The organism is Nocardia speluncae NBRC 108251 (genome assembly GCF_001613245.1).
In the GTDB taxonomy this organism is placed as follows: domain Bacteria; phylum Actinomycetota; class Actinomycetes; order Mycobacteriales; family Mycobacteriaceae; genus Nocardia; species Nocardia speluncae.
Window position 1 is genome coordinate 1 of record NZ_BDBZ01000011.1, and the last position, 14967, is coordinate 14967.

Annotated in this window: 15 protein-coding genes; 12 read left to right on the forward strand and 3 right to left on the reverse strand. The window is 66.4% G+C overall.

Annotated features, from left to right (window positions below; translation table 11 throughout):
• The first annotated feature begins 190 nt into the window (after positions 1 to 190).
• Complete coding sequence (locus NS6_RS13105; RefSeq protein ID WP_068041086.1) at positions 191 to 1981, forward strand: hypothetical protein; 1791 nt, start codon at positions 191 to 193, stop codon at positions 1979 to 1981.
• Positions 1978 to 2784: an ESX secretion-associated protein EspG gene (locus NS6_RS13110; RefSeq protein WP_068041089.1), complete on the forward strand. Its 807-nt coding sequence runs from the start codon at positions 1978 to 1980 to the stop codon at positions 2782 to 2784. Before NS6_RS13105 ends, NS6_RS13110 begins: the two co-directional genes overlap by 4 nt.
• A 42-nt stretch (positions 2785 to 2826) precedes the next feature.
• On the opposite strand, the gene NS6_RS13115 is transcribed toward NS6_RS13110, so the two are convergent.
• A complete protein-coding gene (locus NS6_RS13115; RefSeq protein WP_068041090.1) occupies positions 2827 to 3147 on the reverse strand; it encodes a toxin-antitoxin system YwqK family antitoxin in 321 nt (106 codons plus the stop codon).
• 702 nt (positions 3148 to 3849) lie between these two features.
• Here NS6_RS13115 and NS6_RS13120 point away from each other — a divergent pair.
• The 9 genes from NS6_RS13120 to NS6_RS13160 all read left to right on the forward strand — a co-directional run bounded on the left by NS6_RS13120 (position 3850) and on the right by NS6_RS13160 (position 9346).
• The gene (locus NS6_RS13120) at positions 3850 to 4203 is read left to right on the forward strand and encodes a hypothetical protein (protein WP_068041092.1); all 354 of its coding nucleotides are present in this window, start codon (positions 3850 to 3852) and stop codon (positions 4201 to 4203) included.
• Between the two features lie 27 nt (positions 4204 to 4230).
• Positions 4231 to 4530 carry a YbaB/EbfC family nucleoid-associated protein gene (locus tag NS6_RS13125; RefSeq protein ID WP_084471017.1) on the forward strand — a complete coding sequence of 100 codons (300 nt, stop codon included), beginning with the start codon at positions 4231 to 4233 and terminating at the stop codon, positions 4528 to 4530.
• A gap of 99 nt (positions 4531 to 4629) precedes the next feature.
• Positions 4630 to 4947 (forward strand): type VII secretion target, encoded by a 318-nt coding sequence (locus tag NS6_RS13130; RefSeq protein ID WP_068041094.1) that lies wholly within the window; start codon positions 4630 to 4632, stop codon positions 4945 to 4947.
• Positions 4944 to 6371, forward strand: a complete 1428-nt coding sequence (locus tag NS6_RS13135; protein WP_068041096.1) for a hypothetical protein — start codon at positions 4944 to 4946, stop codon at positions 6369 to 6371. Before NS6_RS13130 ends, NS6_RS13135 begins: the two co-directional genes overlap by 4 nt.
• Positions 6371 to 6739 (forward strand): PE domain-containing protein, encoded by a 369-nt coding sequence (locus NS6_RS13140; RefSeq protein ID WP_245669313.1) that lies wholly within the window; start codon positions 6371 to 6373, stop codon positions 6737 to 6739. Before NS6_RS13135 ends, NS6_RS13140 begins: the two co-directional genes overlap by 1 nt.
• A gap of 41 nt (positions 6740 to 6780) precedes the next feature.
• The gene (locus NS6_RS13145; RefSeq protein ID WP_068041101.1) at positions 6781 to 7776 is read left to right on the forward strand and encodes a PPE domain-containing protein; all 996 of its coding nucleotides are present in this window, start codon (positions 6781 to 6783) and stop codon (positions 7774 to 7776) included.
• The gene (locus tag NS6_RS13150; RefSeq protein ID WP_068041103.1) at positions 7773 to 8564 is read left to right on the forward strand and encodes an ESX secretion-associated protein EspG; all 792 of its coding nucleotides are present in this window, start codon (positions 7773 to 7775) and stop codon (positions 8562 to 8564) included. Before NS6_RS13145 ends, NS6_RS13150 begins: the two co-directional genes overlap by 4 nt.
• A 147-nt stretch (positions 8565 to 8711) precedes the next feature.
• Positions 8712 to 9017, forward strand: a complete 306-nt coding sequence (locus NS6_RS13155) for a WXG100 family type VII secretion target (RefSeq protein WP_068041137.1) — start codon at positions 8712 to 8714, stop codon at positions 9015 to 9017.
• A 35-nt stretch (positions 9018 to 9052) separates the two neighbouring features.
• Positions 9053 to 9346 (forward strand): type VII secretion protein EsxR, encoded by a 294-nt coding sequence (locus tag NS6_RS13160; protein ID WP_068041105.1) that lies wholly within the window; start codon positions 9053 to 9055, stop codon positions 9344 to 9346.
• 68 nt (positions 9347 to 9414) lie between these two features.
• On the opposite strand, the gene eccE is transcribed toward NS6_RS13160, so the two are convergent.
• Positions 9415 to 11046, reverse strand: a complete 1632-nt coding sequence (gene eccE / locus NS6_RS13165) for a type VII secretion protein EccE (RefSeq protein WP_245669315.1) — start codon at positions 11044 to 11046, stop codon at positions 9415 to 9417.
• Between the two features lie 296 nt (positions 11047 to 11342).
• Between eccE and eccB the strand changes: the two genes are divergently transcribed.
• On the forward strand, positions 11343 to 12845 hold the full coding sequence (eccB, locus tag NS6_RS13170; protein ID WP_068041149.1) for a type VII secretion protein EccB: 1503 nt from the start codon (positions 11343 to 11345) through the stop codon (positions 12843 to 12845).
• 111 nt (positions 12846 to 12956) lie between these two features.
• On the opposite strand, the gene eccA is transcribed toward eccB, so the two are convergent.
• The gene (eccA, locus tag NS6_RS13175) at positions 12957 to 14795 is read right to left on the reverse strand and encodes a type VII secretion AAA-ATPase EccA (protein ID WP_068041106.1); all 1839 of its coding nucleotides are present in this window, start codon (positions 14793 to 14795) and stop codon (positions 12957 to 12959) included.
• Positions 14796 to 14967 lie beyond the last annotated feature (172 nt).

The following is a 14967-nucleotide window of genomic DNA, read 5'->3' on the forward strand; positions in this document are numbered from 1 at the left end:
GAGCGAAGTATTCAGGTCCCATTAAGTGAGCGGTCCGCGCGTCTTAAGGTGCGGCTGGGATGGTCGTGGCATTTCGGGCTGTCGGTGACAGCGGCGACTCGGGAGGGTTGTGGTGCGAAAGGTTGTCTCGGCACCGGGTCGGCCGATACATCGGTACGCCGTCGTAGGCGAGTTGGCAGGAGTGTGATCGATGGCCCCCGAACCCGAAACGAACAACCCGTGGACGGGTCTGACCGAACAAGCACGTAACGGCACACTGAAGGTGGACAGCGGTGCGGCGCGGGAGGCAGCAGGGTTCGCGGCCGCGGCGGCCAATGCCGTCGAACTGGTCAAGGGGTATGCGCCGGATGTCCAGAATCCTTCGGGCTTCGGGAACTTCGAGTCCAGTTATCTGCTGCAATCGAAGTTCGCGAAGGCGGCCGGTGACCTCGAGGATATCCTCGGCCGTTTCCTGGAGATCTTGAACGCGATGGGTGAGACATTCATTGTCGCCGATAAGACCTATGAGGAATCCGACTCCGCCTCCGACGAGGAGTTCCGGCAGTTGCGTGAGGACAAACAGCCGGGCACTGCACCCACACCACCTGACTCGAGCCCCGCGGACACTCCGTATTTCGGTGGTGGCGGTGGTCTTCAGAAACCGGAAGAGGCGAGCGATTCAGGCGAATTCTCCAAGATGGAGGAGTTCGCCGGCGCGAAAGAAGGCCGGGACACCACGCCCATCGATGTGGAAACACCGAGCCACTTGATGGAACCGGATTTCGTTTCGTTCAAACCCGGCCTCGATTCTTCCAAGGTCGCCACGGACGGCGTGTACTGGAAGTGGATGAGCGAGCAACTGGACGAGGCTTTCGGAGATCTCACGAACCGTCTGTCGCGGTTGCGGATCGACGGGTCGTGGGAAGGTGACGGCATCGACGGCGCGATCGGGGCTGCGGATACCTATCGAACTCAGGCCACCGCACTGACCGAGAGCATGCTCGTGCTCGGACAGAACATGGCGTATACGTCCGGATGGCTATCCGAAACGAAGAAGTACATGCCGCACGGTGAGTACGTCGATCGGGAAGGGATGGGACCCGACGACGAGGGAGATTGCCTGTTCCTCTGGCACCGGAGGGGCTTCGAAAGCTGGTACGTCAAGGGGCTGGGTTACACCAACTCGGCTATCCCCATCCTCCCCTCGCCGACAGTGGATCCTGCCGACCTGCCCGGATCGAACGGGGACGGCGGGAATGGTGACGGAGGAAGTGGCGACGGGGGTGGCGGCGGTGGCGGTGATCGAGGCGGCGGCGGTATGCCTGCCGCACAGGCCCAGCAGCAGGCAGCGCTACAGCAGATCGACCAGGAACGTGCCCAGTTGATGGCTGCCCAGCAGCAGCTGGAAGACCACGCGCAACTGCAGCAGGCCGCGCTCGAACAGCAGCAGCAGGCACTCGGCGGACAGCCGGGTACGCAACCCATGCTCCAGGCCGCTCAGCAGGGTTTGCAGCAGCTCGGCCAGATGGGGCAGCAACTCTCCACGGCCGCGCAGCAGGCGTTGCAGCAGGCCGGGATCACCGGGTTGCCCGGTATGCCCGCATTGCAGGATGCGGTGAAGAACTATCAATCTGCGTTGCAGAAGGTGGGTAAATTGCCCGCCGGTCTCGGCGGTAGCGGAGCCGGTGGCAGTTCGGGCGCACCCGGTGGCGCGCCGAAGGCGCCTCCGGCGCCGAATGTCGAGAAGGCGGCCAAGCTGTTTCCGCGGGCTTCGCTCGCGGCCACGGCCACCGGCGCGGTGACGGGGGTTGCGGCTGGACCGGCCGGCTCGGGTGCGCCGATGGGTGGTATGCCGATGGGCGGCGGCGCCGGTGGTGGTGGTGCCCAGGGCGGCGGCCAGCAGAAGGACCACAAGCGTGCCGACTATCTGGACTCCACCGAGTGGCTCGAAGAGGGAATCGGTGACCCGTCCGTCGTGGCGAAGCCGGTGGTAGATCAGTGAACAGGTGGAAGTTCACCGATCTCGAGTTCGACTTGCTGTGGACCGATTTGGGGGAAGTGTGTCTGCCGCGTCCCCTGTGTTTCACGAGCCGGATCGCGAAACTGAGTGAGTTCGAGCGGGAACGCAACCATGCGCGGGAATCCCTGCAACAGCGACTGGACCCGGCATTCGACGAGGTGCTGACGGCTCTGTACCGTCCCGATATCCGGATCGAAGTACTCGGCTGGGACGGTGCGGATTACACCCGTGTGGCCGGCAACGTTCGAATCCTGGCGACTCGCCGGGGCGGACGGGGGTTCCTGGTGACTCAACTTCCGGGCGAGACTGTCTATCACAGCCGAGGATTCGTGGTGACCGAGTGCCCCGCAGTGGAGCTCGGCAGTATGGTCGCTCAGGCGCTACCCGAGGTGGAACCGGGGCGCCGCGCCGATATTCCATTGCCCGCCGACCTCGCGCCGGGTAGGAACCTGGACTACGGTTACGGGCTTTCGAAGGTTCAGGACTCCTTCGATGTATCCGCGGCCGATCGGGCGGCCCACTTCCTTTCCGAGCCGACCACCGCGGTGGGGGCGATCGACATCATTCAGGCGCGTTCTGTTTTCGGTCCACGCGGGACGACGCGGTATCGGCTGAGATGGCGAGATGCTGCAGATGACGGCCGGTATCTGATCGACGACCGCGACCCCCCTGTCGCAGCGGGCGCGGATCGACGCCGAATGTCCGCCGAAATCGATGTGCGCATCGCACGTATTGTGCGTGCGATAAAGGACGAACGCGTAGGCCTGGACTCCGCAGGAGGCTGAGCGGTCGTAGTTGCGGTCAGGTCACATACAGTTGCGGTTCGCTCATCCCCATTCACGGGTCGTCAGCAGTGCTCCGTTGCCGTCGAAGAGAACCGCATCTGCCGGGCGCCCGTCCGGGTGCCAACGGCGCAGAACCCCGCACGGCCTGCCTCGATAGTTCTCGCCCTCGGACTTCAGCCGGCCGTCGGGCCACCACTCCCGGACGCTGCCGTGTGGGAGGCCGTCGACATAGAACTCCTGGGAGAGCAGCTGTCCCGGTGCGAGTTCCTCGACAACCTCGCCGGTGAACGGCTCGCCGCAATATTCCAGCCGTAGATCGTGGCCGATCGTGCCGGCGTCGGAGTTCAGGTCGATACGCTGCATTGCGGATCTCCTGTCCGTTCGTACATTCGGAACAGGTTATCGGCCCGGGGATCCGGATCCGGGTAGATCCGTGGCTACGGTGTGGTGCGTTTCGGCGGGGTCCGTACCGCGCATCCGGAGATTGCCGTAGATCTGTGCCACGAGGTTTTCAGCTGCCCGAATCTTCGGCACACTGTTAACAGAGGCGTGTCCGGGCGATAAACCCCAGACGAGTCACGCCGATCGATGTGCCGGACTGCGGGGGCGCAGACGCAGGCGGGTAGGAGGGATCTGTGGGTATGCGATATCTGCCGAGCTTTTCAGCAAGTAGCGCAGGCCGAACCGAGCCGGATAGTGCCGCCGCGTGGCGGGCCGGTACGGGTTGTGATGTTCAGTTGTGGGGTCCGGGGGTGGGAGTCCCGGGATTGGACTGCGCCAGCGTATATCCGGAGCCCGAGAACTGGGTGCGTTATCTGTTCCCAGTGGTGGCAAGCGTTTTCCGTGGTGTCTCGCTATTCGAGTATGCACGGATACCTTCCACTTGCCATACTGGTTGGTAACCCCCGGTTCACCTGCGCGATCCATACTTCTCGTGGCCGCGACCCGGGATTGGCCGGCACTCCGGCCGGGTAGCAGCCGCGCGAGATGGAATGAGGTTCCAGGGGTACCGGGGCCTCGGCCCCGCGGCACCGGAGGCGCCACCATCGACACAGGAGGAGGACGATGAGCGTGGACAGTCCGGGGAGCCTCGAGTTCCCCACCGAGTTCACCGCCCATTCACGCACCGGTTCCGTTCGGATCCGGACCACCGAAACAGGCTTGCCCGTAGGGGTATCCGTCGAACCCGGCGAGCTCCGCCGGGACCCCGAGGCATTGGCCGGTGAGATCCTGCGGTTGTGCAGGAAGTCCGCGGCTCGGGCGGGCCTCGTGCGTCGTAAACAGTTGCAGGAATTGGGTTTCACCAGCGGCATGCTGAAACTGGCGGGCCTGCCGACCGAGGACCAAGTCGCGCGCGAGGAGTTGGTGCAGGAGCAGGAGTACGAGACCGAAACGGAGAGCTGGCTCCGTTCTGTCTGAGTTCGGAAAGGATTTCGAGGGGTTGTCATGGTCGAAACAATGGACGAACTCATCACCCGGGTTCAGCAGCAGGTTTATCGGCTGACCGATCTACAGGAAGCAATGGGTCGGATCGTGGTCAGCGAGACTTCACCGGACGGTTCGGTAACGGTGGAGGTGGACGGCAACGCCACCCCCGTTGGGCTGAACTTCACCGGTGGGATCAACAGACTGAGCCCGGAAGATTTCGAGAAGACGCTGGTCGAGACCGCGCGGGCGGCCGCCGCGCGGGCAATCGCGGAGAAGGCCGCGCTGATCGACACCTTCAATTCGGAAAGCACGAGGTAGTCACCGATTGTTAACCGGTCGGCGGTCCCGGCCGGGGGTGCCCGCTGGGTACCGTTGACGACGAAACATTGTGGGATGTTTCGGGATTGGACAACAGAAATGAACAATGTGCATGTTGTACCGGATGCGGTTCGCCTGTACGGTAGCGAATCCGCGGCCATGGCCGCCGGAATCGCCACGACCGCCGGTGTCGACCAGGCGGCGACGGTCGGGTTCGCGGTACCGGCGTTCGGGCTCATCGGCCAGGAATTCCTGATCGCGTTCGCCTACGCGCAGGCCAACCATCTGTCCTCGGTCGCCGAACTCGCCGCGGTGCACGCCGGTACCGCACTCACGGCGCATCAGGCTGCCGCGAGCTACGAGCTCACCGACGCCGGTAGTGCGGCGAATATCGGCGCGGTGAATCCCGGATCATGAGCACTCCAGGAGCGGCCCCGCTCCCGGGCGCCCAGCCGCCGGCCGGCGCGGATCCCATGGACCCGACCATCCTGGAGTTGCTTCGGGGCAGCGCGCTGGCACCCATGCTCGATATGCCGGTGAACGACATCCTCGGCAGCATGGGCCTGCCGAACCTGCCGGAGCTGCCGGCGTTCGGTCACCTGCCCGGCCTGCCGGAGCTGCCGCCGCTGCCGATGCTCGACCTGAGTGCACTCATGCGACCGCTCACCGATCTGGCGGCCGCCTTCGGCTCCGGGCAGCTGGGCGCTGCGGCACCGGCTCGCGCACCGCAGGCGCCCGCCGAAGGCGATCCGGCGGCCGCGCCGGCCCCGCCGCCGGGGGTGGATCCGACGCAGCTGCTTTCGCAGGTGTCGACAGTGATGCAGACCGTGATGCAGGTCGGTGCCTCTGCGTTGCAGACGGCGATGAGCCTGTGGCAGGGGATGGGGGCTATGGAGGCTGCGGAGAAGGCGGGGCAGGCGCAGACCGATGCCGCGAAGCTCGAGGCGCAGAGCACCGGGGAGAAACTGCATCTCGCCAAGGGCGCGGCCAGCGTCGCGATCGGCCGCGGGGAAATGGCCGTGGTGATCGGTGCGTTCTCCGCGAAACTGGCGCTCGCCCCGCTCTACGCGACGTCCGGTGGCGGTGCTGCCTACCTGGTGGCCTCGGCGATCGAGGCGGCGGCCGAGGCGTTGGCCATCACCGTCAAGACCAAAACCGAGCTCGGCGTCGAAGGCGCCGGACTGACGCAGACCGGCGAGAAGGTGAAGATCACCAACGTGCCGACGGGGGTCGATCCGAGCCGGCAGATGGATCAGCTGATGCAGATGATCGGTATGGTCACGCCGCTGATCAGCTCAGCGAGCCAGGCCGCGCAGGCGCTGGGCAAACTGGCACCCGCGAACACTGCACTGTCCGCCCCGAAACCGCTGGGTGGTGAGCCCGGCAACGGTGAGCCCGGTGCGTCGGATACCGAAAAGCCCGGTTCTTCGCGTGCCCTGGGCTCCGCGGGAGGGCTCGGTGCCGGTGGACTGGGCGCCGCACCCGCTCCACTCGGTGCTTTCCCCGGATCCAAGGTGGCGGCGCCCGGTCCGCTCGGTCCCGTCGCCACGCTGGGTGCGACGTCGACGGGTTCGGTCGCGGGTATGTCGTCCGCGGCAGCTCCCGCGGGAACGAGTTCCGGCGGCGGTAACAGCCCGGGCTATATGCCCATGGGGGCGGGTACGGGTGCCGCGGGGATGGCGCGCGACGGCGAATCGGTAACCGAGGGTTCGGCGCGCGGTGCGGTCTCGGCCGAACACGGTGACGAGGTGGTCGGGCCGATCGAAGGTATCGCGGTGCCGGTGGTCGGCGCCGCGGAATCGACCTCGGAACCCCCGCCGGACAAGGAACTCACGCTCTGATGCGAACCGGCAACCAGGACATACAGGAGGGTCTCATGGAGAACGCGATGGGTGAGGTCTACGACGGCGTCAGATTCGACCCGGCCGCGGCCGGGAAAGCGTCGTCGGGCCTGGATGCGCTGGCCGATCGGCTCGCCGCCGATCTGGCGGCTGTCCAGGATGCGCTGACCGTGGTTCCCGCGGGCTCGGATGAGGTTTCGGGCTGGGCGTCGCAGACCCACAACGATGTCGCGACGTCGTATCTGACCAATGCTCAGGCCAGTGTGCAGGAAATGCGCAAATTGGCTGCCACGCTGAGGCTGAGCACTGCCCGTATCAACGGGATGGAAACCGATAATGCCGGGGCTCTCGGCGGTCCCACGTCCTGATCGGTTCCGCAGTGCCGACGAGCGAAGGGTATTCCCCAGCGATGATCGAACCACCGCAGCCCGGTTTCACCGGTGTGGTGTGGCCCGCGCGCCCAGCGGATCGGCTGGCCCGTGAACTGACCACCGGGCCGGGGGCCGTGCCGATGGCCGAGGCCGTCCAGGCGTGGACACGCCTGGCTGCTTCCTTCGGTGCGGCGGTGGTGGAATACGAGAAGGCCGTCATCGATATGCGCGGCGCCTGGGGATCGGGCCGCAGTAGCGAGGTGTTGCAGCGTATTTCGACACTGCGGGACTGGCTGGTGGAGGCCGCGGCCGCCGCGGCGGCGAATGCGGCCCGGTTCCAGGCGCAGGTCGCCGCCTACGAAGTGGCCCGGCTGACGATGCCGCATACCGCCGATATCGAACGGATCCAGCAGGTCCAGCGCATGCTGGAATCGATCGGTGGAATGCTCGGAGCGCCGATCAAGGCCGTGGCCGCCGAGTCCGACCACGATTCCGATATGGCGAAGGCCGTGGCCTCCCGGGTCATGGAGAACTATGAGAAGGCCACCGAACCGCTCGCGCAACCCTGGCAGCAGGCCGCACCGCCGGTGATCGCGCCGGAGACCGCGCTGGCCGCCGAGCACGCCGTGGCCACGGCGGAATCCGCCATCGCCCCACCGGCTGTCCGGGGCGGTTTGCCGGTGGGGGCGACGGGTATCGGGTCCGTGCGGATCCCGGCCGCCGTGCCGCGGGTGCCCGCCGCTTACAGCGCTCCGATCTACGCACAATCGGCGACCACTCCGGATGCGGTCCCACAATCCACACCGCTCACCAGTTCCGGGGCTTCCTCACAGGCCGGCCCGCTCGCCCCCGGCGCATCATCGGCCGCGGCCGGTTCGGCTCCGGAAGCGTCCCGTTTCCCACGCGCCGGACTCTCCGGTGACGCGGGGGATCACCTCGGTGCCGAGAACGAACTCCGCGCCGCACCAGCGGTACTCGGTGGCGTTGAACCGCCTGCTCCCGCGCCGGAAACCCGAGCCGGAGGTACCTCGTGACGACGCTGACCAACGATGCGCTGCTGGTGGTTGCCGAACGGCTCGGTATCCAGACTCTGCCCCAGGTCCTCGCCGTCGGACCGCAGCAGGACTCGTACGAAGAATGGCGCGCGGCGCGCGACCGGGCCGTCGACGAGCTCACCGCGGCAGGGGTCTTCGACGCCGAAGGCGACGTGGATCCCGAAACGGCGCAGGCATTGTTCGTACTGGCACAACCGGACCGCGAGCTGGTGGCCCGCGGATTCGCCGAAGACCGCAGGCTGCGGCTCTGCTTGGCCCGTCGCGGCGAACAACACGCCCTGGCGGCGCGCGACGGCGACACTTTCGAGATCACCACGATGTGGTGTGACGGTTCCCCGGAGGCACTGGCCCGCCCGCTACTCGCCGCGCTGGGCCCGGCCGCGCCGGCCGATGTCGCGGGGTTCAGCGCACCGGCCGATGAACTGGCCGGCCGCCTCGATACCGCCGAAGACACCGGCGATTTCGCCGATACCATCTACGCCCTGGGCGTGGGAGACCGCGACGCCACGGTGCTCGCCGCGGCGTTCGCCTCCTGCCGGGGCTTCACCGAAATCGTGGCCTACAGCCACGGCGAAGGGCGCACCGCGCGCGCCCCGGGCGCTGTTGCGGTGTACGACACTGCACGCGGCCGGATCGCGGCTGCCCCCATGGTCTCGCCGGATCAACAGGTCTGGTCGACAGTCACAACGGGCAGTGATCATCGGGTGATGCAGGCGATCACCACATTGCTCGAGGGGCTGCCCGGGGGGAGGTGGCCGACACCGTAACTCCCCGGGTGATAACGCGCCGTCCCTTCGACAGGTGATTTGCGGGCGGCGGCGTGAGTCCAGGGTTGTGCCCTGGGGTTTCGCACCGGAACAAGTGCCGTGGTCGGCGTGATCACGGCAGTCACACCCTTGACGAAAGGTTCTGTCATGAGCTTGACCAATCTCGATTCCGGCTCGGGCACCTTCGGTGCCGATGAAGCAGGTGTCGACAATGTCGTGACCCGGATGGAGGACGCGATCACCACGCTGCGTACCTCCCTGAACAAGATCAACGATTCCGTCCAGGGCTCCAAGAGCTCCTGGGAAGGCGATGCGCGCGTGCAGTTCGAGAAGGTCGCCACGGAATGGGACGACGAGGTCAGCCGGTTGAACGGCAAACTCGACGAGCTCACGGCGGCCGTGAACGCCGGCAAGGGCGCGATCGTGGAAGCCGATAGCCAGGGCTTGGCCTGATTTCCGAACAACGCTGAACAGAAGGGTCTGGACAAATGACGATCAAGTACGGTTCCGCCGGTATCAACGCGCTGGTGGATGATATGCGCACATATGGCTCCGATATGCACAAGCAGATCGAGGAGTTGGACGATTCGGCGGTTGCGTTCCGTGCCAGCCTGTCCGGTGACCAGGCGATCGCCGGTTTCGATGCCGCGCACAAGAAGCTCCAGGAAGAACTGAGTGACACCCTGGTGAAGCTGGACAAACTGGGTACCCAGGTAGAGAACTCGCTACAGCGGGCCATCGAGACCGACGGGAAGATCGGCGACGGGTTCGCCGCGTTCTGAGCATGCCGGCGCCGACGCGGCCGGCTGGATCGGATGAGGATCCAGCCGGCCGTTTCGTGTACCGGAGGTCAGCGGGCGGCGAGTGATTCCCCGATGTAGTGCATTTCCTCGCGGGTTGTCACCATATTCACCGTGGTCGTCACCGCGGGGGTGCGCACCGTGACGCGGTTCGGGGTCGCAGGGTCTTGGATGAGAGAAACATCCGCCTCGGCCGAACCCGGCGGCTCGTGCGGATGCCGCACATGCACGATGGTCGCGCCGCCGGCATGGGAAACCGGTGGAACACCGTCGAATACGAGCACGGTGGTGCTCGGGTAGGGAGCCGTCGGCAACGGGGGTGGGCCCGGCGGGTGATAGCTGGCACCCGCGGCGCGCGGCGCGATTGTGAGGATCTGCGGAGTGTCGAGGTTACGAACCATCGTCTGCCAGGCCTCGGGCCGGGCGGTGTGCACGATGGCGTGCGCGCCCAGCCCGGTGGCGCGCAGGATCACCTGCTGCGCGAGGTCCAGGGTGCCGATAACCTCGAGCCGGCGGGTGCCCTCGCCGATCAGCGGTACGGCGATACCCTGCCCCCGGTCGTCGGCACCGATGAGCTGCCCGCAACCCGCGGTGGGCACGGTGAATTCGGTCAACGCGGCGAGGGTGCCGCGGTAGGCCACCTCACGTCCCCAGCGCCCGGTGTAGCCGACCGGCAGCGTATCGAGAAGAATCCGCAGCTGGTTTCCGTAGAGTTCGCGTAGACCCTCCAGTGGAGGTTCCTCGGGCGGTACGACCGTATCGAAACGGACCACTGCGTTGAGTACCACCGTATCCGCCAGTTCGGTATGCGGATCGTTGCGGTTGATGCCGGGTCGCAGCCGCAGCGTCACGGTGGTCGACAGGCTGGGCACCGCCCAGATATCGGCCAGCCCCCGCGGTCCCACCATATCGGCGCCGATCTGGTACTGCGCCAGATGCCGCCCCAGGGACTCCAGCCATTTCGGTGATTCGGTGAGCTGGTCCACCGCGAAACCGTGGGTGAGGTCGCGGACCGCGGTGTTCATTTCGGTCGCGGTGAGCACGGAGGCGGCGATATCGTGGGCCGCCAGCCGGTTCGCCACCCGCCGGGTCGCGATGATGGCCGCACGCAGGGCACCGGCGCCGCCGCCCCCGCGATTGTCCACGGCCTCGGCATTGGCCAGCGGATCCAACCGCAGCACCAGCCAGCAGGTGCGGTGGGCGATAGCCGGCAGCGGCCCGAGGATCCGGTCGTACAGATGAGCGGCGATACCGGTGCCCGCGGTCCGCGCGCCGGTGCTCACCACATCGATACCGGCCAGGGTCAAATCGAATTGATCGAGGCAGCGTGCGATTTCGGGGAGCGGCAGCAGTTGCTCGGTATTGAGGGATCCCGGCCGCAGCAGAGTCAGCGTGTCCGGCGGGGGATCGATCCGCAACATGGTCAGCAGCAGGTCGCCGTCCCAGCGCACCCCGTAACCGCCGCCCTCGGGCAGCGGTACATCGAAGGCAGCGGCCTGTTCCAGCCGCTCGGCCGGGATACGCCCGCGCCGCGTGAGTCCTCTGCCGATTCGGGCGATCAGGGTCCTGCCACCGAACGGGGCGAGGCCGATGAGCCCGGCGGCGATCCCGGCACCGAGCGAATACCAGACCGAATTGCCGACCGCAAGGACAACCCAGGCAATCGCTGCTGCACCCAGCACGCCGGGAACAACAATTCGAAGTGGAAATATGCGGAACAACCAGAATTCCGGGTCTCGCAAAGTGTCATAAGCCGACCGGTGAATATTTACCGAATCCATAGAAACCGTCGGTCCCGGAATTTCGGAGCGGAGTTCTCCGCTGTTCATCGTCTTGTTCACAGTTGTTCGTTCCTGCCTCGGCCGCATTCGCTTACATTGCGCCAGCGACGATTCCACCGATATCGGCCGACGTAACCGTCAGGAAGTACGGTACCGTGTCGAAAGAGATTGCGGCCGACAGCGCGATGGAGTCCCGAGTGCCAGCACAGCTCACTACCCGTGCCCAGGTGAACGGGTACCGTTTCCTGCTGCGCCGTCTCGACCATGCCCTGGTTCGCCGCGATGTGCGGATGCTGCACGATCCCATGCGGTCCCAGATCCGTTCGCTGCTGGTCGGTCTGGTGCTCGGTATCCTCGTCACCGCAGGTGCGGCCATTCTGGCCTTCCTGCGTCCGCAGGGTGCGATCGGTGATGCGTTGATCGTCTCCGGCAAGTCCAGCGGGGCGCTGTATGTGGTGGTTGCGAAGGAAGACGGCAGCCGGACCCTGCACCCTGCGCTCAATCTGGCCTCGGCGCGGTTGATCACCGGCAGCAACGCCGAACCGCATGCGGTCAAGGACGACAAACTGGGTGACCTGCCACGCGGCCCGCTACTCGGGATACCCGGCGCCCCGGCTGCGCTCCCGGGCTCGGCGCAGGGCGGCGATTCCCACTGGTCGCTGTGCGAGAGTATCGAGTTGTCCGCGGGCGGTAGCGCAGCAGCAGCTGCCGGCGCGGCCACCACGATTGTCGGGGGCGCCCCCGACCTCACCGACCGGATCCGTGCCGCCACCCCGGCCGAAGCCCTGCTCGTGACCCGCGACGCCAAGACCTACCTGATCTACGACGGAAAACGCGCCGAAATCGACCCGGACGATTCGGTCGTCGCCCGCACGCTCGACCTATCGGCCCACCGGCCGCGACCGGTCGGTACGGGTTTTCTGGGCGCCACCACGCAGGTAGCCCCGTTGAAGGCGCCGGTTATCGACCGCCCCGGTGAGCCGGGGCCGGGACGGCTGGCCGAAGTACCGGTCGGCGGGATCATTTCCGTCGCAGGTGCCGGCGGTGCGGTCCGCCCGGAAATGTATGTCGTGCTCGCAGACGGTGTACAGCCGGTCTCGCCCTTCGCCGCAGAGGTGATCCGCTACGCCGATTCGCAAGGGATGAGCGAGGTCCCGGTGCTGCCCCCCGATATCCTGGACGAGATCCCGGTGGTGCAGCGGTTGCCCCTGGCGGATTTTCCGGACGAGGTTCCGGAGATAGTCGCGGCCGCGGACGGACCGGTGACCTGTATCGCCTGGTCCAAATCACCGGGAACGGCGCCGGCGGACGAAGGCGCCGGAGACGGCCCGGGAGAGCGAGCCGCAGTAGGGCTGCTGATCGGCACCGAACTGCCGATTCCGGACTCGGCCGAACCGGTCCGGCTGGCCACCTCGGACGGCAGCGGCGACCGGGTGGACGCGGTCTATGTCGAACCCGCATACGGCGAATACGTCCAGATCACCGGTATGGAACCGGGCAGCCCGCGGCGCGGCAGCCTGTTCTACGTCGCCGACAACGGAATCCGCTACGGCGTACCCGATCCCGCCACCGCCGGCGTCCTCGGCCTGGGCAACACCCCGCACCTGGCGCCGTGGGCGATTATCGGCCGGCTCGTGCCCGGCCCCACCCTGGACCCACGCGAGGCGCTGGTCAGCCACGATTCACTGACGGAGGGCTGACCGCGGCCGGCGCTCGTCCCGTTCAACGGGCCGAGGTCTACCCGACGCGCTCTCGTACCGATCGCCACCGCGCCGGGCCGGTTTCCTGCCTGCGCCTCGCGCTCCAGCGCATCAAACGTCGGCGGTTCCGCCGATACCCAGCGAGTCCAGGATCGTTGCCAGCGCCAGCCGCATATCCGGTTCCTCGATTCGCCGCAGCACCGCTTCGTCGATATCGGTGAGGTCCAGAGACTCGTCGTTGGCGAGCCGGAACTCACGTTCTTCCTCGGCCGCCTCGACCACATTGCGGATGAACCGGCCGTTACCCGCGAGGTCCACACCGCGGCGCGGCTGTCCGCTCTGATCGGTGCTTTCCATCGCATAGAGCCGGTCGCAGGCCTGGATGAGCACCTTCAGTGCTTCCTCGGAGAGGTCCGAATCGCGCTTCGTCGCGATGACCTCGCCGATCCGGCCGAGTTCGGTCGCGTTGTAGGACGGGAACTGCAGGCGTTTGGCGAAACGGGAGGCCAGACCGTCGTTGGCGGCGAGCAGCCGGTCGATCTCGCCGTCGTAGCCCGCGATGATGACGATCAGGCGATCCCGGTCGTTCTCCATCCGCGCGAGCAGCGTGTCCACCGCTTCGCGGCCGAACGCGTCACCACCGGACAGACCTGTTTGGATGAGAGTGTAGGCCTCGTCGACGAACAGCACACCGTCCATCGCGCCGTCGATCAGCTTGTTGGTCTTGATCGCCGTGCTGCCCAGATGCTCGCCGACGAAATCCGCGCGTTTGGCCTCCACCATTTTCTCGGTCTGCAGTAGACCGAGACCGCAGTAGATCTTCGCCACCACCCGGGCGATGGTGGTCTTACCGGTGCCGGGTGGCCCGGTGAAGGCCAGATGCTGGCCGCGGGGCACACTGGCCATCCCCTTCTCGGCGCGGATCTTGGCCAGCTGCGCGGTCGATTGAAGCTTGGCGACCTGGGTTTTCACCGATGCCAGGCCGATCTGTGAATCCAGTTCCGCCCGTGCCTGCGCCAGCGCCTCCTTGGCCCGATCCTGCACTTCGGCCCGGTTCATCTGCTCCATCGTGGGCGAGGAGGCCGGATCCCATTTATCGGTGCGGGCGGCGATCACATCGCGGCTGGTGACGGTGATCCGGAAGGTGCGATCGCGCATGGCCGAAGCGTTGGCTTCGAAATCCGGTGCCTGTGAGTACACCTTCTCGAACAGGGCCTGGGCCTCGCCCTCGTTACCGGTTTCGCGCAGGCACAAGCCGCGGCAGAACATCGCGGTGGAGCGGGCGGCGGGGATCGGGCCTTGTTCGGCGGCCTGCATCCGCCGGATCGATTCGGCGAACAAACCCAGTTGGGCACAGGCCGTTCCGACCATCACATGTGCGCCCGCGGCCAGGTAGGGGTCGTCCCATTCCGCCGAGCCTGCGAGGACGGTCATCACGTCCGGCCAGCGCTGCGTGGTGTAGTGCAGCACCGCGCGTACATACGCGGCGATCCGGTTGTCGGCTTCACGTTCGGTTTCGCCCAGCTGGCTCTTGCGGTATTCGTCCAGCTGGTCCAGGGCGCGCGCGGCCTCGTCGAAGTCTTTGTCCGCCATGAGCTGCGCCGCCCAGGCGAGGGAGATCTCGGTGCGGCTCGACAGCGGGTAGTCGATGTAGAGACCGGGCTGGAAGCGGCCCGCCAGTTCACGTGGCCGCAGACCCACCCGGCGCTGTTCCCGGTACAGCGTGCTGTCACAGGTCTTCTGCAGGTTGAACAGCACATCCTTGGTGAGTTCACCGGCGGCCGCCCGGCCCAGCCAGGCATCGCACATACCGGGATCCCATTCGGTGGCGCGCTGGAACGCCAGCTTGGCGTATTCGAGGTCGCGGGCGGACTCCTGCCCCTCGACGGACAATCCCAGCGACAGAACCCCGGCGTCGAATGCGCGTTGAGCTTGGCGGTTGCCGGTCATTGCAGGCGCTCCCCGAATTCTTGTCTAGGCGTAAAGAGAAAGATTATCTGGATACCAGACTACCGATCGCGCGCGCCCGGGTGCTTCGATACATTGGGTTCAGTTGCCGGGAGGAGGCAACGCCAGGCCATCCAGGTGGGAGTGCTCGACATTGCGGAAGATACTGATACAG